Raw genomic sequence first — 21,070 nt, 5'->3', positions numbered from 1 at the left:
TATTACATCTGAGTTTTTAATTCTTTCTGAAAAAATTTAGAAAATTGTTTAGCTCCTATATCAGAGAGATGTGTTTTATCTTTCCAATAGGAATTATCATTTCCGATTTCTTTAAATAAGTTAGTATAATCGCTATAATTTAGGTTTAAATCCTTCATTATGCCTTTAAAAAGATTATTATCCTTACCACAAGGATCATCATAAATTGGAGAGGTAACGAATATAAAAGTTTTGTTTTTTGAGTTTTCTATATAAGTTTTTATGCTCTTTAAATATTCCAGAGCTATTGGATTAATATCAATATCCTCTTCACACTCAATTGAATTATCCTTCAGCAGTAAAGCATCTCGCATAGGTTTTTGAGACTCATTTATAATTATTGGATTATAACCATTATATGACCTGTAATCGTAACTAGGTTTAAAATAATTTTTTAAAATACTTATAGCGTTACCATTATAATTCATGCTATAGTAAAAGTTTTGTATTGGTGATATTTGATTTGATTTTTTAAGTGCTTTGGTGATATTCTCGTCTCTGTTAAATTTAGTTTTTAGACCTCTAATATCAGACCCATCATAGGACTTATCAAAAAAATTCTTGGTATCTATATGTATTAATATTAGTTGCGGTTTATCTTTTTTAAGGGTACTTACGAGTGTGCTAGTGTAGGCTATACCTGTGCCATCAACTCCCATATTATAGCCTTTGGTGTTAAATAAATCCATATCGAAATGATGATTGGCTCGAGAATTTCCAAAAACTAAAAAATCTGTTGAATCTTTAATAGTTAGAAACTGATTTAACTTTCCAATAGCTTGTCCAGTCATTACTTTATCACTCATTGTATTGAGTCCTAAGAACACCAGTTTGTCTATAGCGTAACTTATCACTAAAGTGATTAATATGATTTTTAAGAGTTTATTTATTGTTTTTGAGTCCATACCTAAAATTGAAAATAAATAAAGTTCTCAGCAGTAGAATAGAATAGGCATAGCATAATAATGATTACCGATACTATAAACGAAAGTCGTACAATGTTAAACTTACTACCATATTCTTCAAGAGGAGTATTTGATCTAAAAATCCTTAAATCAATCAAAAGGCCTAATATCATTAACAGAGAAGCATTAACGAAAGCATTTGAGTCACCAATAAAAAGGCTTCCAAAGTCTAATGTAAACCATTTGCTTATTATGGACCAAGCAGTATCAAAATCTACAGCTCTAAAGAAGACCCATGCTATTAAAACCACTATAAAAGTGTAGATGTATCCAAAGGCATTAAAGGTTTTTATTTTTAATGCAGAAAAAGTATATTTTTCTATGCTTAGAAATAAGCCGTGAATTCCTCCCCAAATAACAAAATTCCAAGAACTACCGTGCCACAAACCTCCAAGGAGCATTGTAAGCATAAGATTTCGATATGTAATTACAATTCCTTTTCTGTTTCCGCCTAAGGATATATACAGATAATCCCTTAACCAAAATGATAGTGACATATGCCAACGTCTCCAAAATTCAGTGAGAGTTCTTGAAAAATATGGGAAATTGAAATTCCTATTGAAATTAAATCCAAATAGTTTAGCACTACCTATTGCAATATCTGAATATCCGGAAAAATCAAAATATATTTGGAATGCATAAAAGACAGTAGCCACTAATAAAGTTGTGCCATTATGAATGTCGTAATTAGCATAAGCAGAATCAACATATACACCTAAGTTGTCGGCAATAGCAACTTTTCTAAATAGACCTATGAAAATTTGAAAAATACCAGTTTTTAATAAATTGATATTTAAAGAGCGTTTACTCTCAATCTGAGGAATTAAATTCGAAGCTCTTTCAATTGGTCCAGCAACCAGTTGTGGAAATAGACTTACAAAAGTAAAAAAGGCAACAATGTCTTTACATGATTTTATTTTCTCTCTGTAGATATCTATACTGTAACTAAGTGTCTGGAAAGTATAAAAACTAATTCCAACAGGTAATATTATATTTAATGTCAAATCATTGACTTGCCATCCAACAAAAGACATTGTACTGGCAAAAGAATCTGCGAAGAAGTTGTAGTATTTAAAAACACCTAATAATCCAAGGTTAGAACATAAGCTGACCAGTAACCACCTTTTCTTATTCTTTTTAATCTGGGCTGCTTCAATTTTTTGGCCAACATAATAATCTAAAAAGGAACTAAAAATAATTAATGATAAAAATCTATAATCCCACCAACCATAAAAAACATAACTAGCAATTAATAAGAGTATATTTTGATTCTTATAATTGGACTTTAGTAACCAGTATAGAACAACGACTATAGGTAAAAAAATAAGATATTCAATCGAGTTAAAAAGCATTGAATGAAGGCTTTATGGATTTGGGTTCATAAAAAATCTTACAAAAATTTTCTGAAATATAGTAAAACCCATTTTTCAACACCCAAAAAGGTTTGATATTTTAGTTAAGCGGATTGAAAACAACGTTATATAACTTTTGTACTACTTTTTTTTAGTCTTAAAGTTTAAAAATTCTACAAACAATGAAAAAGCAATTGCGAAGTATAAGTAACCTTTTGGTATTGCGCCAACTGTTTTTCCAAAGAATTCAGTGTGGGATAGGTGAGCTGCCTCGGTAATAAGCATAAAGCCTATAAGAATTAAAAAGGCTAAACCTAGTATTTGCATACTTGGATTTCTGTCTATAAACTTTCGAATAGGATTAGCAAAGCCTATCATTACAACTATTGAAATAACAACTGCTATAATCATTAATATTAAAGTATAGTTGCTATTTGGGTGTAAACCATTGGTCATACCAACTGCAGTTAAGATAGAGTCTACTGAGAAAATAAAATCAATGATTAAGATTTGTGTTATAGCTTGAGAAAGCGATTTAATCACTTTAGATTTCACACCTTTTTCATCATGACCAGGATCTTCTACTTTTTCCCTTATTTCAGATGTGCTTTTGTAAATTAAAAAGAGTCCACCTGTAAATAGTATAATAGCTTGCCAACTAAGCGCTATTTTAAACCAATCAGATTCATATTCTAAAAAAGGCTCACTTAAGCCAATAAGAAAGGTTACAAAAAACAATAATACAATACGTTGCACCATTGCTAAGATCAGACCAATATTAGTGGCTTTACTTCGTTGGTTTTCTGGTAGTTTATTGGCCGCAATAGATATGAACACGATATTGTCTATTCCTAGAATAATTTCCAGAAAGGTTAGCGTTAAGAGCGCCATAATAGCGTCAGATGTTAATAAAAATTCTAACATGTTGTTTAATTAATTCTGTATGCGACTCCTTTTTCGCTTCTTAAGGGTTTGTTTGGCTTCTTTGCTGCAAGTTTATATTCAAAGGTGTAAGAAGATGTACCATCTGTTGTGAGTATTTTCATGTGAATAGCGTCTCGCTCAGAATTTGTTTTTGGATTAAGTTTCTTTAAAATAAATTCACAATCATTTATCCAGCGTACAGAAGAGGAATCAATTTTTCCTTCGTAATAGTCTATATTTAGTGTATCTGTTCTAACAAACCTCCCAGTTTTTTTTACACCATCAATGGTATAGCTGAACTCAAATTCTCCTGTTTTAAAATCATCACAGTTACGTTCTACTTCAAAACAGCTTGTAAGTGGTAGTAATAAACAAAGCAAAAAAATATTTTTCATACTTAAGGTTTGCGCAAAGATAATTAATTGATAAACTATATCTGAGCAAATTCTGAAGTTAAGCTTAAGGCTCATAACTTTTAAATGTGCCGTCTTTGTAAAAGATAACTATTTTTTCAATTTCAGAATTTTTTACCTCAGGTTCGCTAGTGCTGTCAACTTTTAAATCTAACTGTGGATTTGGAAAGTTTGAAATTTTATTCTCTGTGGTCGGAAAATTTCCTTTTCCATTTAATAGCCAATACAATTCTACTTCAGGATAGGAGTGAAGTACCTTCATTACAAAGTCTAAACTTGGTTTGTTTCTGCCAGAAAGAATATGAGAAATACTAGATCTTTGGACACCAATTTTTTCTGCAAAACCAGATGCGGTTTCGTCATAAAAATCTATGACTTTTTGTAATCGAGCCGCAAAATCTGATGAGTTTATCATTGTAAACAGTTATTTCTTTTTTGTAACGACACAAATGTAAACAATAGTGTTGTTTTGGTCAATATTCTTATGTTAATCTTTGTTCTTTAATTAAAGTAAAACTTCGTAAATAATATATAAAACACTGAAAACAAATAAAATAATTTCAATTAAGTATTTCTATTGAATTTTTTTCAATTATTTTGGTGCTATAAGATTTTATAACATGTATTAATGTATACATGTGTAACACAATCCATTGTTTTTGTTGTTTACAATTGTAAAAAATCAAATAGTTACATTTGTAACACATAAAAATCGTTGATGGAATTAGAGCAACTTAAAAGTTTATATTCTTTACTTAAAACTCCGGAATTATTTGGTAGATATATTACCAATTCTCATATAGAAAAATGTCTGAAAAGAATGCCACATTCTATGAGTTCGATTGTTGGATGTTCTGTTGAAGATAGACCTATTTATTGTTTAAAATTTGGAACAGGATCTAAGAGAGTTTTAATGTGGTCTCAGATGCATGGAAATGAGTCTACAACAACGAAAGCACTTTTTGATTGTTTTAATCTGTTTCTTACTAATAATAACTTTCCGAATTTGATTTTAGAGTCATGTACGTTATTGATTATTCCAATTCTCAATCCTGATGGTGCAGAACGCTACACACGTTTTAATGCTAATGAGGTTGATCTCAACAGGGATGCGCAAGATCTATCTCAGCCAGAGAGTAAGGTGTTAAGACAAGTATTTGATGATTTTAAGCCACACTATTGTTTTAATCTCCACGGACAGCGCACCATTTATAATGTTGGTTCAACAAACAATTCTTCTATTTTGTCATTTTTATCTCCTTCACAAGATGCTGAGCGTAGCCTGACACCAAACAGAAAAGAAGCTATGGCATTGATTGTTGAGATTAATTCTTTACTGCAGAATAATGTTCCAAATAGTGTAGCAAGATATGATGATGGTTTTAATTTAAACTGTGTTGGTGATACATTTCAAAGTTTAGATATACCAACAGTTTTGTTTGAAGCTGGTCATTTTCCTAACGACTACAAAAGGGAAGAAGTTAGATATTTGATGTTTGTGGCTATTTTAAAAGGATTAGATGCTATTTCGCGAGGCATAGATGTAAATACACATAAAGATTATTTTTTAATCCCAGAAAACGCTAAACAGTTTTACGATATCATAATTAGAAATGTGAAGTTAGAGGAGAATACTAATGAATTAACTGATATAGGAATACTTTATAAAGAAGAATTGGTAGAAAAAACTATTGACTTTATTCCTACAATTGAAGTTATTTCGAAGTTAGATGATTTTTATGGTCATAAAGAGATTGATGCAAAAGGGCAAGTTGTAAAAAATCAGGATGATACAGTGATAAAAGTTACTAACGAAAACGATTTCGTATTGATAAATAATGAAAAAATCTCACTAAAACCTTAAAAAAACTCGTTTTTGATGCGTAATTGATAATAAAAATCCTTTATTTTTGCATAAAGTTTAAAGATTATATAATTATGGCAAAGTTTAAATTAGACGAAGTAGACCACCAAATATTGGATATGCTAATAGATAATACTCGTATTCCTTTTACAGATATAGCAAAAAAATTATTGATTTCTGCAGGTACAGTTCATGTGCGTGTTAAGAAAATGGAAGAGGCAGGAATCATTAAAGGTTCTTCGCTAACTTTAGATTATAAAAAATTAGGGTATTCATTTATTGCTTATGTTGGTGTTTTTCTTCAAAATACATCGCAAACCAAGTTTGTATTAGAGCGTATTGAGAGTATTCCTTATGTAACAGTTGCACATATAACTACAGGAAAATTCAATATTTTTTGCAAAATTAGAGCAAAAAATACCATGCATGCAAAAGATATTATTTTCAATATAGATGACATTGAAGGTGTTTATAGAACAGAAACAATGATATCTTTAGAAGAAAGTATTAATGATAAGAAGCGTTTAATGCATACAATCTTCAACGAATTATAAATTATGGTCAAAGATATTTAGTTCGTTAAAAGAAAAACCCTTAGCTCTTTACTAAGGGTTTTTTTTTATAGAGATGTGTAATACTTAAAAGCATCCTGTATAATATCATTGTCTACTTCGCAGTTTATTTTTGGCTTACCAATAGCTTCTAGTAAAACAAAATTTACTTTTCCATGACTATTCTTTTTATCATATTTCAGCAAGTTGATTATAATTTTTTGATCATTTTCTGTTATTTCAACTTTAGAAAAAGTTTTTAGAATACCATTTTCAATATCTTTAAACTCTTTACTAGAAAGACCTACAGTCTTTGTGGATATATAAGCTTCTAATAACATCCCAATCGCAATAGCTTCTCCATGTAGAAGAGGAGTTTTGTCAGCATTACCTAAAAAATAGCTTTCAATTGCATGCCCTAAAGTATGCCCAAAATTTAAAATTTTTCTAAGACCTTGTTCTGTTGGGTCTTCAGAAACGATTTTGTTTTTAATAACAACAGAATCATGAATCATACTATCTAATGCAGAGCCATCTAAATTTTCAAAATTTATTAGAGTTTGCCAATAAGATTCGTCATTTATAAGTCCGTGTTTTAACATTTCTGCATAACCAGAAACCATGTGGTTTTTTGGTAATGTCTCTAGGAAAGATGTATCAATTAATACCATGCTCCCTTCACTAATAACACCGATCTGATTTTTTAAATTGCCAAGATCAACACCAGTTTTACCACCAACAGAGGCATCAACCATAGCCAAAAGAGATGTAGGTACATTGATGTAATCTATACCACGCATATAAGTACTAGCTACAAAACCACCAAGATCCGTGACGACTCCACCTCCTAAATTTATCATAAGACTTTTTCTGTCTGCGTAATATTCTGACATAGCTTCCCACACACCAGTACAAATATCTATAGTTTTGTGGTCTTCGCCTTCTGGCATTTCCATAACCTCAAAAACAATATCACCAGACTCTAGTTGTGATAAAAACTTTGGTAGGCAAGCATCATGTGTATTTGTATCTACAAGTACAAATATTTTTGAAGGGTTTGTAGTTTTTATGTATGCATTTAGTTCTCTATACACATTATCGTTAAAATGAACTATAGCATTTTTTGTCTTTATTGATTTCATTTTGATAAATCCTCAATTTTGGTGTGAAAATACTCCCTTTTTTTAGAAAAAAATACGCTTAGGATTAAATATATTTGTAATATTATTTTCAATATCTATGATTAATCGTTCTCTGTTTGAAAACACAGCAACTGCATTTGCACTAAAATCTGACTCTGAGTTAGAGCGTGCTTACTTTTTATTTAAAATGATTTCATCTCAACCTCTGGTTCGTATAGGAACAGCTGCAACAAATTTTGCGCTAAAAGCCAATTTGCCTGTTGAAGGTTTGATTAGATCTACCGTTTTTGATCATTTTTGTGGAGGTGTAAATGAGGAAGACTGTCTGTCAGTTATTGATAAACTGTATACTAAGGGTGTTAGTTCCGTCTTAGATTATTCAGTAGAAGGTAAAGAAATAGAGGAGGAGTTTGATAACGCACTTCAAAAGATTTTAAAGATTATTCATTTCTGTGAAGAACGAGAAGCTATGCCGATAGTAGTCTTTAAGCCAACAGGATTTGGACGATTTTTATTATATCAAAAGAAGACTGAAGGGAAAGAATTTTCTGCATCCGAAAAGGAAGAATGGAGCAGAATTGTAGAGCGTTTTGATGCTGTTTGTAAGCTAGCTAAACAAAAAGATGTTGAAGTCTTAATCGATGCTGAAGAAAGTTGGATGCAAGATGCAGCAGACGATTTGGTTGAGGATATGATGCGCAAGTATAACAAAGGAAAAACAATAGTATATAATACACTTCAATGTTATCGTTGGGATAGGTTAGATTACCTTAAAACATTACATCAACGAGGAAAGAGTGAAGGTTTTAATATTGGAATGAAAATAGTGCGTGGTGCCTACATGGAGAAGGAAAGAAATAGAGCAGAGGAGAAAGGGTATAACTCACCAATTTGTGAGAACAAAAAAGCAACTGATGATACATTCAACAGTACACTTGTTTATATCCTTGAAAATTTAAATGAAATTTCAGTTTTCATTGGAACGCATAATGAGGAAAGTTGTTATTTAGCAATGGAGCTAATGGAGAAGTATAATATTGCTAAGGAAGATAATAATGTGTGGTTTGGTCAATTATATGGAATGAGCGATCATATTAGCTATAATCTAGCTTCTGAAGGCTACAATGTTGCGAAGTATATTCCTTTTGGCCCTGTAAAAGATGTTATGCCGTACTTAATTAGAAGAGCAGAAGAGAATACCTCTGTTGCTGGGCAGACCAATAGAGAGTTAACATTGTTAAAAACTGAGAGAAAGAGGCGAAAATTATAAACGTCTTACCTTTTGTAGATAAGACGTTTAAATCGTTTTAAGAAAAGCTATACCACTTTTTCTTTTTATTTGGATTGTTGCCATAACCGTATCCGTAACCATATCCTTTTTTACCAGGCTTAACACCATTTAAAAGCATTGTCATGTTAGGGAGTCGTTTATCATCGTATAATGGTTGAGCTATATTTACAAGTCTTCTTTTGTCTACATTATCTACACTAACCACATAAACAAATAGATCTGCAAATTCAGATATTAGTAAAGTATCACTAACCAACCCTACAGCAGAGGTGTCTGCAACAATGTAATCATATTTGTTTTCGAAATATTTAAAAAGCTCAGTTACTCTTGGGCTCATCAACAATTCTGATGGGTTAGGAGGTATTGTACCTGACGGAATAATATCCAAAAATTCATTTTCAGGATGTTTTACAACAACATCTTGAGGTTTTATTGTGCTATCCGCAATATAATCAGACAAGCCTTTACTTGGTTTTTCCTTAATTCCTAGATAGTCTAAAATTTTAGGAACACGTATGTCCATCTCAATTAACAGTACAGACTTTTCAGAAAAAGATATAGAACTTGCGAGGTTAGTACTCGTATGAGATTTACCTTCTTGCGCTTTGGTAGAAGTAATAAAAAGTCTTTTTTGTTGTTTTTTTAAATCTCTTAGAATAAAATCTATATTAGATCTAACTATTCTAAAAGCTTCAGCTTTAGGTGAATAGTCAACTCGCTTTATTAGTTTTTCTTTTTTGCCAGTCTTTGGGATATCACCTAAATAAGTGATAGGTAATAAATCAATCAAGTCGTTTTTAGTATACAATTTTGTATCTACTAATTGTAATATGTAAATGAAACCTATAGGGATTAATAGCCCAATTAGAAGTGACGCTATATAAGTCATTTTTGGACTAGGTGCTACTGGTAGGTACGTTGAATATGCTTTCTCAATTACTTTGGCATTTGGTGTATACATACCCAATCTAATAGCAGATTCTTCTCGTTTTTCTAAAAGATATAGATATAAAGATTCTTTAATATCTTGTTGTCTTTTTATATCTCTAAATTGTCTTGCTTTTGTTGGTGCTGCATAGAGTTGTCCGCGAATTCTTGAGTTTTCTTTATTTAAGTTATTTAATGTTAGCTCAGAAGTTTGCTTCATGTTGCTTAGTGAACGTTCCAAATTAGATTTAATGGCATTAATCTGATCGTTAAGATTGATAACGACAGGATTTTTTGGACTTGAATTTTTTAGTATTCTGTTACGTTCAGCAACTAACTCATTATGGCTAGATATCATTTGAGCTGTTGAGGCGTCTCCAATACCTACATCGGCAGGAATCATATCGCTACTTCTATCTTCGGCTTGAATTTCTTCTTGCAAAAAAGAGATTAATTGAATATCTGTAGCAGTATTAGCAATTTGTTGTTCTAGTTGTTTGTTAGCTTGTAAATTAAGGTCTGTTTGGGCTCCTAAAGATGTAATGTTTCTGCTTTTTTGGAGCTCTTCAGCGGTATAGTCTACCTCTTCTAACTCCTTAGAAACTTTTTGTAATCTATTAGTAATAAAATCTGAAGTAACCTTTACGACCTCTTCTTTATCCTTAAGTACATCGTTATTATATTCATTGATTAACTCGTCTAAATAATCAATTGCTCTTTGGGCAACAGTTTCTTTTAACTCTAAGCTTATGACACTAGATCCTTTTTCGGTAAATATCTCGACGTTATTTGAATAAGCTGAAACTAATTTTGATATTGGCGTGATAGCAATTTTTAGATTGCTTCCTACTATAGGTGCATTTTCACCTACATTAGGAACGATTACAAATCCACCGTATGAAGTCTCAACTTTTTCACCAAAATCATATAGTTTACCATCAGAATCTTCTCTGTTTTCAAATAAAGATTGTTCTTTGTCATTAAATAATAAAAACTGAGTAGGGGATTTTATTTTTAAGTGTAAGACTGCTTTAATCTTGTTAATGATTGAGTCGCTTTCAAAAAAACTTATTTTAACTGGTGCGTTTTTATAGTATTCTTTTTCTTTTATTTTACCATCAGCAAAATACCTAATATTCAGATCTAGTCTTTTAATAATACTTTCGGCAATTTCACGAGATTTTATAATTTTAATCTCATCTTTAATTTTATCAGCACCACCAGAGAACAAACCATTTGCTTTTACATCATCTAAACTTGGTAACTTTTGCGACTGCTCTTCATCTCGAATTTTAATTGTTGCATTTGCTTTATATATGAAATCGGCATAACGAAGTTGTGTGAAACCAAGGATAACAGCTAAAATTACACAAAGCAAAATCCATTTCCAGTACGATAGGAATAGTTCTAAAGTTTGTTTTAATTCTACAGATGATGATGTATTAGATTTCATAAATTATATTTCTCTTCTTAATTTCTCACTAAAAATACTGCAATAATGGTTGCTAGAGTACCGATAGCAGAGATTAATACACTATTGTTTTGGTTATAAGATGAAGCTCTGATTTTTGCGTTGTTAGGTTCAACATAGATGACATCATTTTGTTGAAGATAATATACTGGTGAATTAACGGCATTTACTGAGGTTAAATCTACCTTAGCAAACTTCTTTTTACCGTCAATTTCTCTAATGAGTAGAACGTTTTTACGTTTTCCAAAAATCGTTAAATCATTCGCCATTCCTAATGCTTCGATAATAGTAATTCTCTCATCTGGGATTGTAAATGTACCAGGACTTTGTACTTCTCCTAATATTGTAAAAGTAAAATTAGATAATCTTACGTTTACAATAGGATCCTTAGCATATTCACTTATTTGTTCTGTAAGCATATCTGTTAATTGAGTTCTAGTAAGACCAGCAATCTTTAAAGTTCCCAAGACAGGAAATTCTATATTACCTTCATAATCCACTAAGTAAGTTTGCTGTTGTAATCCACCTTGAGCATTTAGGGGATTGCTTAAATTACCACCAGAAATTAAAGTTAAATTAAAAGGGGCAACAGTAGCAGGATCTAGAGCAGAAACATTAATTGTAAGAATATCGTCAGGTTTGTATATTAATTCTTTAGGTTCTGATACCAAAACATCTTCTTGAAGAGGCTCATCTTGGAAGTAAATAATATTTTTACGAGATCCACAAGAAGTCAATACTATTATAGCTATTAATTGAAGTATAAGGTTACGTTTTTTCATGATTCTGTTTTTAGGAGTAGTTTTTGGTATTGTAAATTATTTTTTTGAGTCTAAAACTTCGTAAGTAGAATTGTTAGATATATATTCAGGGATTAACGCTTTAATATACGATACAATTTCCAATGGCTGTGTTAATGAGTTAATACTTGTTAATTTATTGATTTGTTTTTCAACAGTATCTATATCAACATGTCTAGTTTTTGCTATCATTATTTTTTCATGATATGTTTTCTTTGTGTTTTCGCCATCAGCTAACAACTCTTCATAGATTTTTTCACCTGGACGTAAACCGGTGATTTTAATATCAATATCTTCTGGATAGCGTAAACCTGATAGTATAATCATGTTTTTGGCAAGGTTGAAAATCTTAATAGGTTCACCCATATCAAACACAAAAATTTCACCACCATTACCCATAGCAGCTGCTTCTAAAACAAGCTGACATGCTTCAGGTATTGTCATGAAATATCGTGTTATTTCCTTATGGGTAACTGTCAAAGGGCCTCCTTTTTCAATTTGTCTTTTAAAAAGTGGAATAACAGAACCGTTAGATCCTAATACATTTCCAAAACGTGTCGTTATGAATTTAGTGTGACCTTTTCCTTTTAGACATGATACATATAACTCAGCAATACGCTTAGTTGCTCCCATTACGTTTGTTGGGTTTACAGCCTTATCAGTAGAAATCAATACAAATTTATCTACACTATGCTTCACAGCAACATCAACAACATTTTTAGTGCCTGCAATATTTACACTTACAGCTTCAAAAGGATTGTTTTCCATTAGCGGTACATGCTTGTAAGCTGCTGCATGAAATACAATTTTTGGTTTATATAAATTAAAAATCTGATCTATTCTGGTTTTATTTCTAACATCAGCAACAATAGCGATGATATTATCTAAACCTTGTTGTCTAAATTCTTGTTGAATGTCATATAAAGCAGATTCAGCATTATCTACAAGTATTAGCTTTTTATAGTTATAAAGGCTAGCTTTTCTAGATATTTCACTACCAATAGAACCGGCAGCACCTGTAATCAATATAACTTTGTTATCATATTGATCTATTAAGTCTGGGTTTTTAATGTGAATTGGCTCTCTCCCTAATAAGTCTTCAATTTTAACTTCTTTTATTTGGCCAACACTTAAATCACCATCTATCCAACTTTGAACAGGAGGAACTATCTTTACCTTTAGTCCAAGATTAAATAAGCTTCCTGTTATTTGAAGTAACCTTGAAGGATCAATATTCTGAATAGATATAATAACATCTTCAACTTCGTTCTTTTGAATGAAATTTTCATCAATATCTGTGAGGCTATAAACTGTTACTAAGTTTATTTTCTTTCCAATTTTTCTTTCATCATCATCTATAAAACCAACAACATTAAACCCGTTTTTAGTGTCATTCTGAATAGCATCATAGGTAAGCATTCCAGAGTTTCCAGCACCAAAAATAAGTACGTTAGCAGTTTTATGAACGTCTTGTGTTATTTGATTATAAAGAGATTTAATAAATAGTTTTGCTCCAATTAAAAAAAGGATATTTAATAATAAATGTATATAGATAATTGATCCTGAAATATTAAAAATACTATTATCTCCTAGAAGTTTTCTACTCAGAAAAGTACAGCATATGAGTATTGTAGCTAAGATGTTGGCACCAATAACAACATTGATAATGTCTTTAAAACCGGTAAATCTTACAACACCCTTGTAAGACCCTACGGCAATTAAGCTTATTGCAGCCACAACCATTACATAAGGTACTTGTTGTAATAGTTTTGAAAAATCAAAATCTAAAATAAAGTTGTACCTAATTAAATAAGCCAAGAAAAAAGCAGCAACTACAACCATTATATCAAATAGCAGCACTACCCATTTAGAGGCATATCTCTGAGATATTTTATTTAGAAATTTTTCTAACATACTGCAAAATACATATTTATAGCTGAAATTACTCTATCTAATTCTTCATTGCTTAAGTTTGATCCACTTGGTAGGCATAACCCTCTATTAAACAGATCATCTGAAACACCATTTAGGTAACTAGGAGCATCTTTAAAAATAGGTTGCTGATGCATTGGTTTCCATAATGGTCTGGATTCTATATTTTCTTTTTCTAAAGCTAATCTTAATCCTTCTCTTGTTTCAAAAGAATCTAAAAGAATACAAGATAGCCAACGATTAGAAAAGTGACCTTCAGGTTCTTTTAAAAAAGTTATTTGATTATTGTCTTTAAAATTATTGTAATATAACTCATGGTTAGAACGACGTTTTTCAACGTGGCTATCTAAAATAGTCATTTGTCCTCTTCCAATACCAGCTACGATATTAGACATTCTGTAGTTGAAACCTATATGCGTGTGCTGATAATGAGGTGCATTATCTCTGGCTTGAGTTGCAAGGAAAACAGCTTGCTTTTTATGTTCTTCTTTTCTGGTCACTAAAGCACCACCACCAGAAGTTGTTATGATTTTATTTCCGTTAAAGGATAAAATAGATAAATCACCAAACGTACCACAATTTTGACCTTTATAGTGACTACCTAGAGATTCAGCGCTATCTTCAACAACTGGAATCTCATATTTTTTTGCTACATCATGAATTTCATCAACCTTGTAAGGCATTCCATAGAGATGTACAGCAATTATTGCTTTAGGTTTATTGCCTTTTGCTATTCTGTCTTTAATTGCAATTTCTAGTTGAATAGGGCAGATGTTCCAAGTTTCCACTTCGCTATCCACAAAAATAGGTGTGGCACCTTGATAGATAATAGGATTCGCTGAAGCTGAAAACGTTTTGCTCTGGCAGATAACTTCATCACCATTTGTAACTCCTAAAAGTATTAAGCTTAAGTGAAGCGCAGAAGTGCCAGAAGCTAATGCTGCAACATATCTGTCTTCATTTAGGTAAGATTCTAAGTCTTTTTCAAATCCATTCACATTAGGTCCTAATGGAGCAACCCAATTGGTATCAAAAGCTTCTTTTATGTAAGTCTGTTCATTGCCACTCATATGTGGTGACGATAACCATATTTTCGGTTTCATAAGTAAAATTGTTTTAGTAATTAATAATTACTGTCTCAATTTCATGTCTTAGAGGGATTTGGGACACGATCTAAAATCGGTTTAAATATGCGTTAATATTCTTGCTCATCCCAAATAAACACGATAAAAGGTAAATATTTACGTTGTTAAATTTTAGCTCCAATAGTTTAAATACTAAAGATTTAAGGTCTGATTAAATAATATCAAAACCTTAGTCATTAAGCTTTACCTTCAGTACCCATAAATTCTGGCATCGGTTGGTTTGTAGAAGAATTTATATCCTTTTTGCCAATAACATTTTGTATGGTCTTAAAGAAGATTTTACAATCTAAAATAAAAGATTGATTATCTACGTAATAAGTATCTAGCTTAAACTTTTCTTCCCAGCTTATGGCATTTCTGCCATTAACTTGTGCCCAACCTGTAATTCCAGGAGTTACGTCATGTCTTCTAAACTGTTCCTTTGTATAGCGTGGAAGATATTTTGGAAGTAGAGGACGAGGACCAATTAAGCTCATATCTCCTTTAAGCATGTTGAACAACTGAGGAATTTCGTCTAAAGAGTAGCGTCTACATATGTCTCCGACTTTGGTAATTCTTACATGGTCTGGTAAAAGATTACCATTAGCATCTTTTTTGTCGTTCATAGTTTTTAGCTTCACTATGGTGAATATTTTTCCACCTTTTCCTGTTCTCTTTTGATAGAAAAACGGTTTACCATTGTTAGCTATAGCTAATAAAATAATAATGGTAATTATGATTGGAGACAGAATTAAAAGTCCTATCAAAGCAATCATAAAATCGATTAGTCTTTTAAAAAATAACTTGTACATAATTGGTTGATTATTTGTTGGTTATTTACGTTTTAGTGATCTATAAATTTAAAATAAATTAACAGCCTTTAGTTTAATGATTTATTGATAAGTTCAATTAAATCGTTGTTAATTATATTCACGTCAAAACGTTCTTCAGCGTATTTACGACTGTTGATTCCCATTTCCTTTATTTTATCAGGATTGGTAATAAAGTATTCCATGGCATCAATTAAAGCTTCTAAATTTTGAGGCTCTATTAGCTTTCCGTTTACACCTTCTTTTACAGATTCTCTACAACCTACAGAATCTGTCGTAATTATTGGGTTTCCACAGGCAAGCGCTTCAAGAGTTGTTCTTGGTATGCCTTCTCTGTAGTAACTTGGAAGTACAAAAACATCCCTTTGATGAAGATGTTTGTCAACATCCATTTGCCTTCCGTGAAAAACGATAATATTTTTCTCATGTAAGTCATGTAATTCATCTTCACTAATGGCGCTAGGTGAAGTTTCTAAAGCTCCAATAACATGAAATTCAGCATTTGGATATTTTGGCTTCAATGCTCTGGCAGCATCCATGTATAGTGCAATACCTTTTTCCTTGATTAATCTGGCAATAAGTAAAAAACTAACTTTATCTGTCGGATTTTTTTCTTTGAAAGTGAATTCATTCAGATTAACACCAGAGCCACTTACAAACGCTACAGGTTGTTTTTTTGAAATTACTTTACGATCTAAAAACAGTTGATAATCATCCTTGTTTTGAAAGACAATAAACTTATTTTTTCTAATTGAAAGCTTGTATAATGTTTCATTAAAACGCTGTAAAATTCTTGCTTTTCGTGTAAGTCCTGTAAACGCAAAGCCTAATCCTGTAATTAATGAAATTACCGGAACTTTACTCATATTAGCAGCTAATGAGCCGTAGATTACAGGTTTTACCGTATAAGGAAACACCAAATCTATTTTGTTTTCCTTCATGATAGATTTTAATTCTAATATGGATTTAAAATCCTTGAAAGGATTTAAACCTGTACGTTGTAAATTAAATTCTATAGGATGTGCACCTCGTTCTTTTATTAATTGTAAGTCCTCTTCGGTATAACTAGGTGATGCTGTAAAAACTTCAAAACCATTAGCAACTAGGCTTTTGATAAAATCGCCTCTAAACCGAATTAAAGAACCAGCAAAGGATGCTATAATAAGTACTCTCTTCTTTTGCATTGTATTAGTTTTCATTTAGAAAATTAAATTTGTACCACTTTTGAAAACAGTAGTAAGACCATACTCTAAACGTACTATCCTTCTTGCTATCAAGGTGATCTTGAACCAACTTGGTTATAACGTCTACTTTAAAAATGCCTTGTTTTTTCAGCATTTCTGGCTCTATATAACTTTCTAATTCTTTTCGCAGACTTTGTCTTAGCCAATCTCCTGTTGGTGAGCCAAATCCGCTTTTCCCTTTTTCTAAAAAGTCTTGCGGAAATTGATCTCTAAAAGCTTCTTTTAGAATATACTTTTTGTTCCATCCTTTCATTAAGTAGCTTTCTGGTAAAGTATTGGTGAATTCCCAAATAGACTTATTTAAAAATGGTGCTCTACATTCTAAAGAGGTTAGCATACTGGTTCTGTCTACCTTTGCTAACATACCACCTTCAAGACTTAAGATCTTGTCTACAAGCCTAAAGTCTGTAAGACTTTCAATCTTTTGTTTACCTAAAACTTTTTTATACTCTTGAAATAAATCACTATCGTAATAATCGTCTTTCATTATTTCTGATAGTAGTTTGCTGGTATTGGCTAATGAAATGATGTCCCAGTAAAAATCACCTTCGTAATTAATAGCATTTAGCAGCTTATTAATTTGAAATCTTTTACCACGCGTATCATCTTTATTGATTAAGTATTTATTACTCAGCTTAGCAATAGTTTTATGAAGCGCTTTTGGTACCACACTGGTATACCTTTTGTTCATCTTACCAATGTAATATTTGTTGTAACCTCCAAATACTTCATCACCACCATCACCAGTTAAAGCAACAGTAACGTGCTCTCTGGTTTTTTCAGAAAGTAGGTGTGTAGGCAAGGCTGCAGTATCTGAGAAAGGCTCATCAAAATTAACGAGTATCTCATGGATATTGTGCTTTAAATCATCTTCATCTATAATAAATTCATGATGATTACTGTCTAACATTTTAGCAACCACACGAGATTTGTCGGTTTCATCATAAGATGCTTTTTTAAAACCTATCGAAAAGGTATCAATCTTTTTGTCTGTTGCTTGCGATAAACAAAGAGAAACAATAGATGAATCTACACCTCCAGATAAAAATGTACCTAAGCCAACATCTGCAATAGATCTGCTATCTACACTGTTGTAAACCAGTTCTTTTGTTTTTGCCTTAGCATCTTCAAAAGAGATATCTGCTGTTTTTGGTGCTGGTTCGTGATTGATTTTATGGATACTATATTGGAATGATTCAAAATCATATTCTAAATAGTGATTAGCCTCTAACTTGTGAATGCCTTCATAAATTGTATGTGGAGCAGGAATATAGGTTAATCTAAAATAAAGATTCAATCCTTTTTTTGAGATATTTGGCTTATAGTCAATAGTTTTTATAATAGACTTTAATTCTGAAGCCCATAAAAACTGCTTGTCATTTTGAGTGTAATACAATGGTTTTTCACCAAAGAAATCTCTTGCGATGAAAAGCTTGTTTATGTTTTTGTCATATATACTAAAACCGTACATGCCATCTAACCATTGAAATGACTCAACACCATATTTTTCATAAGCTTTTAAGATAACTTCAGTATCGCTTGTAGTGTTGAAAGTAACACCTTCTGATACTAATCTAGATTTTATAGTTTTGTAATTGTAGATTTCACCATTAAAAACAATAACAATCTGCTTATCATCAGAAAAAATAGGCTGCTTTCCGGATGATAAATCTATAATTGATAAACGACGCATCGCCATGCCAACAGTACAATTATCATTCTGATCTGCAAAAACACCATCCTCGTCAGGTCCTCTATGAATGATAAGATTGTTCATAGCATTGAGAACAGAAGACATTTTGTCTTCACTCATCTTGGTTTTATCTATAAGTCCGTTAATTCCGCACATATACTTTAGCTTTTAATAAATTGGTTGAATTGGCTGTAAATAGATTTTAGCTCATAAGCTTTTGCGCGTTCTAAGCTAAGACGACTAAATCGTTCTCTTTCAGCAGGATTTTGATGGTAATAATCTAAAGCTTTACTCAGTCCGATATGATCGTCGTTATTAACCAACAAACCGTATTTTCCTATATGAAACTCACCATTTTTTATGTTAATTGATTCGTTTTCGTTAAGTAATTCTAACGGACCAGACAAGCAATTGGTAGATACACTTGGTAAACCAATAGCCATAGCTTCTATTAATGCATTTGGGAAACCTTCCGTAAAGGATGATAACACAAAACATTGATTATTTATAAGATATTCATTTACTTTTTTTACTCTCCCTTTGAGTGTAATTTGATCTTCTAATTTAAGCTTTGCTATTTCTTCTGTTAGATAAGTTCTTAAATCGCCATCTCCAAGAATAGAAAAATCGTAATCTAATTTAGATTCCTTTATGGCTCTAACAACCATGATTTGATTTTTTCTTTTGTTGATGGTACCTGCAGTAATAAGCTTTAACTTGTTTGTGTTGTTGTTCAGGCTTTCTGGGTGTATTGCTTTGCTTGGTAATTCTATAGGATTATAGATAACTTCCATAGGAATTTTTATACCAAAATTATCTTTTAAATCTTCATTTATATAAACCGAATTAGAAAACAATTTATCACATTTATTATACAAAATAGGGTAAAAGATCTTAGAAATATAAAAGGATAACTTACTAGTTACATTGTCTGAAGGAAAACCTCTTTCGCTAATAATTGTTTTTACATTTTTATTAAATGTTGCTACAATTCCGTTTATTAAATTCGGAAATGCTAAAAATGAAACAGAGATTTCAATATTATTCTTTTTGATAAAACGGTAATACCTAAAAATAAAGCTAATTGAATCAAAAAACTTCTTGTAGAAAGGTCTGTTAGCATGTTTATCGCTCATAGCGAAAATTTCTACACCCTCAGGAACAGGGAAGTGTAAAACTTTATGAAAAAGGACTAAAGTAACATTGTAATCGTGTCTTAACTCTTTTAAGAGTAAGCTAATAACTTTTTCGGCGCCACCACTTGCTAATGATATGGCTAGAATTGTAATATTTTTTTTCTGATTTGGGGTCATAAAATTAATATCTTGTTGATATTATGCATATTAGTGTCAAACATAGCAACAATTAATAGACTAAACTTATTTTATCGATAATTGTAGATTTTCTATGTTAAAAAGAAAAATGAATTATTTCTTCATCACCTCTAAAAAAAGATTTTCATATTCTTTTAAAATCTTTTCACTATTAAACTTTTTGTATACAGAATCTCTGATAATATTTGGGTCCCAAGTTTTGTTTTCGTTCAGTTTTTCTAAAAACTCTTCTTGGTTTTCAACTATGTATCCGTTAACTCCATTGTCAATGATTTCTTTTGTGCCACCTGGAGCGTTGAAGGCTATTACAGGTGTACCAACTACACAGCTTTCTAGAGCTGCATTAGGAAAACCTTCAACATAAGAGCCTTGTAAGAATATGTCGTTTTCTGAAAAATGTTTACTTAACTCACTTGAAAACTCAATATGAGTGATGTTTTTCTCTATTTCTAGTTCTTTAGCTTTGCTGAATATTTGTTCTTTCAAACTACCATTACCAATAATAGTATAAACAAAAGGTGTTTTTAGCTTTGAAAGTATTTCTAAAATACGCTCATAACCCTTTACTTCCGTTAATCTTCCTACTGTAATAAATCTTTTCTCGTTCTCCTTTGGTTTATTTTGTTTTACTTTAGGTAAGCTAGAGATAGGATTATTAATAACACATGTTTTTTCCTTTGGTACGTTATAGTTTTTTATCATATCCTCAGCCATATCTTGAGATTGACAAATAAGTTTATCTAAATTTTTGAAACCATCAGGTAAAAAATATGCAGGAGACCATTTTCTAGATTTTTTTTCATTTTTGCGTTTGCTTAAAACTGTGGATTCTCTTCCAATAAATTTTGTTTTTCTAAACAGTGGTGAAATTATTGACATGGCTGTGTTAACATGAGATATGGAGCTAACCACAATGTCAGGTTTTAAGCGTAAAATTGTTGTAATTATAGAGGGTATAGCAGTAAGGATTCTAGACTTTTTTAAGTAGATGGTATTTGTTTTGCTAACATCATAAGCATTATCCTTATCAAAACCTGCTATTACGAGAACAGGTTCAAATATATCCCTATCTATATTATTTGCAACAAATGAAATTACACGTTCTGCACCGCCTGGTACTAATGAAGGCAAAACGAATAGAATTTTTGTTTTTTGGTTGGATTCCATTTTGGTT

Annotated in this window: 18 protein-coding genes; 3 read left to right on the top strand and 15 right to left on the bottom strand. The window is 31.3% G+C overall.

Annotated features, from left to right (window positions below; translation table 11 throughout):
- Positions 1 to 2: 2 nt before the first annotated feature.
- The 5 genes from ACXAFS_RS06950 to ACXAFS_RS06930 form a co-directional block, all read right to left on the bottom strand.
- On the bottom strand, positions 3 to 944 hold the full coding sequence (locus ACXAFS_RS06950; RefSeq protein ID WP_475306081.1) for a hypothetical protein: 942 nt from the start codon (positions 942 to 944) through the stop codon (positions 3 to 5).
- Between the two features lie 2 nt (positions 945 to 946).
- Positions 947 to 2,356: an MBOAT family O-acyltransferase gene (locus tag ACXAFS_RS06945; RefSeq protein WP_475306080.1), complete on the bottom strand. Its 1,410-nt coding sequence runs from the start codon at positions 2,354 to 2,356 to the stop codon at positions 947 to 949.
- A gap of 141 nt (positions 2,357 to 2,497) precedes the next feature.
- A complete protein-coding gene (locus tag ACXAFS_RS06940; protein WP_475306079.1) occupies positions 2,498 to 3,280 on the bottom strand; it encodes a TerC family protein in 783 nt (260 codons plus the stop codon).
- A gap of 5 nt (positions 3,281 to 3,285) precedes the next feature.
- Positions 3,286 to 3,675 (bottom strand): hypothetical protein, encoded by a 390-nt coding sequence (locus ACXAFS_RS06935; protein ID WP_475306078.1) that lies wholly within the window; start codon positions 3,673 to 3,675, stop codon positions 3,286 to 3,288.
- 64 nt (positions 3,676 to 3,739) lie between these two features.
- A complete protein-coding gene (locus tag ACXAFS_RS06930; RefSeq protein WP_475306077.1) occupies positions 3,740 to 4,108 on the bottom strand; it encodes a helix-turn-helix domain-containing protein in 369 nt (122 codons plus the stop codon).
- A gap of 303 nt (positions 4,109 to 4,411) precedes the next feature.
- Here ACXAFS_RS06930 and ACXAFS_RS06925 point away from each other — a divergent pair, with 303 nt between their 5' ends.
- The gene (locus ACXAFS_RS06925) at positions 4,412 to 5,557 is read left to right on the top strand and encodes a M14 family metallopeptidase (protein ID WP_475306076.1); all 1,146 of its coding nucleotides are present in this window, start codon (positions 4,412 to 4,414) and stop codon (positions 5,555 to 5,557) included.
- A 74-nt stretch (positions 5,558 to 5,631) separates the two neighbouring features.
- Positions 5,632 to 6,111 (top strand): Lrp/AsnC family transcriptional regulator, encoded by a 480-nt coding sequence (locus ACXAFS_RS06920; protein WP_138434066.1) that lies wholly within the window; start codon positions 5,632 to 5,634, stop codon positions 6,109 to 6,111.
- Positions 6,112 to 6,176: 65 nt separating this feature from the next.
- Here the strand turns inward: ACXAFS_RS06920 and aroB are convergent, their stop codons facing one another.
- The gene (gene aroB, locus ACXAFS_RS06915; RefSeq protein ID WP_475306075.1) at positions 6,177 to 7,250 is read right to left on the bottom strand and encodes a 3-dehydroquinate synthase; all 1,074 of its coding nucleotides are present in this window, start codon (positions 7,248 to 7,250) and stop codon (positions 6,177 to 6,179) included.
- Positions 7,251 to 7,347: 97 nt separating this feature from the next.
- Between aroB and ACXAFS_RS06910 the strand changes: the two genes are divergently transcribed.
- Positions 7,348 to 8,520: a proline dehydrogenase family protein gene (locus ACXAFS_RS06910; protein WP_475306074.1), complete on the top strand. Its 1,173-nt coding sequence runs from the start codon at positions 7,348 to 7,350 to the stop codon at positions 8,518 to 8,520.
- 37 nt (positions 8,521 to 8,557) lie between these two features.
- Here ACXAFS_RS06910 and ACXAFS_RS06905 read toward each other — a convergent pair whose 3' ends face one another.
- The 9 genes from ACXAFS_RS06905 to ACXAFS_RS06865 all read right to left on the bottom strand — a co-directional run bounded on the left by ACXAFS_RS06905 (position 8,558) and on the right by ACXAFS_RS06865 (position 21,063).
- Positions 8,558 to 10,921: a GumC family protein gene (locus tag ACXAFS_RS06905; RefSeq protein ID WP_475306073.1), complete on the bottom strand. Its 2,364-nt coding sequence runs from the start codon at positions 10,919 to 10,921 to the stop codon at positions 8,558 to 8,560.
- A 17-nt stretch (positions 10,922 to 10,938) separates the two neighbouring features.
- Positions 10,939 to 11,721, bottom strand: a complete 783-nt coding sequence (locus ACXAFS_RS06900) for a polysaccharide biosynthesis/export family protein (RefSeq protein ID WP_475306072.1) — start codon at positions 11,719 to 11,721, stop codon at positions 10,939 to 10,941.
- Between the two features lie 36 nt (positions 11,722 to 11,757).
- Positions 11,758 to 13,653 (bottom strand): polysaccharide biosynthesis protein, encoded by a 1,896-nt coding sequence (locus ACXAFS_RS06895; protein ID WP_475306071.1) that lies wholly within the window; start codon positions 13,651 to 13,653, stop codon positions 11,758 to 11,760.
- On the bottom strand, positions 13,647 to 14,774 hold the full coding sequence (locus ACXAFS_RS06890; protein WP_475306070.1) for a DegT/DnrJ/EryC1/StrS family aminotransferase: 1,128 nt from the start codon (positions 14,772 to 14,774) through the stop codon (positions 13,647 to 13,649). The genes ACXAFS_RS06895 and ACXAFS_RS06890 overlap by 7 nt, the downstream gene beginning before the upstream one ends.
- 218 nt (positions 14,775 to 14,992) lie before the next feature.
- Complete coding sequence (locus ACXAFS_RS06885) at positions 14,993 to 15,607, bottom strand: sugar transferase (protein WP_475306069.1); 615 nt, start codon at positions 15,605 to 15,607, stop codon at positions 14,993 to 14,995.
- Between the two features lie 68 nt (positions 15,608 to 15,675).
- Positions 15,676 to 16,809 (bottom strand): glycosyltransferase family 4 protein, encoded by a 1,134-nt coding sequence (locus ACXAFS_RS06880; protein WP_475306068.1) that lies wholly within the window; start codon positions 16,807 to 16,809, stop codon positions 15,676 to 15,678.
- A 4-nt stretch (positions 16,810 to 16,813) separates the two neighbouring features.
- Positions 16,814 to 18,718 (bottom strand): asparagine synthase (glutamine-hydrolyzing), encoded by a 1,905-nt coding sequence (gene asnB, locus ACXAFS_RS06875; protein ID WP_475306067.1) that lies wholly within the window; start codon positions 18,716 to 18,718, stop codon positions 16,814 to 16,816.
- A gap of 5 nt (positions 18,719 to 18,723) precedes the next feature.
- The gene (locus ACXAFS_RS06870; RefSeq protein WP_475306066.1) at positions 18,724 to 19,875 is read right to left on the bottom strand and encodes a glycosyltransferase; all 1,152 of its coding nucleotides are present in this window, start codon (positions 19,873 to 19,875) and stop codon (positions 18,724 to 18,726) included.
- A 114-nt stretch (positions 19,876 to 19,989) separates the two neighbouring features.
- Entirely contained in the window at positions 19,990 to 21,063 is a 1,074-nt protein-coding gene (locus ACXAFS_RS06865) for a glycosyltransferase (protein ID WP_475306065.1), read from the bottom strand.
- Positions 21,064 to 21,070 lie beyond the last annotated feature (7 nt).

The sequence above is a fragment of the Winogradskyella sp. ABM4_392 genome (genome assembly GCF_056160445.1).
The sequence above is the reverse complement of the archived record's forward strand: the minus strand, read 5'-3'. Positions and strand labels throughout refer to the sequence as shown.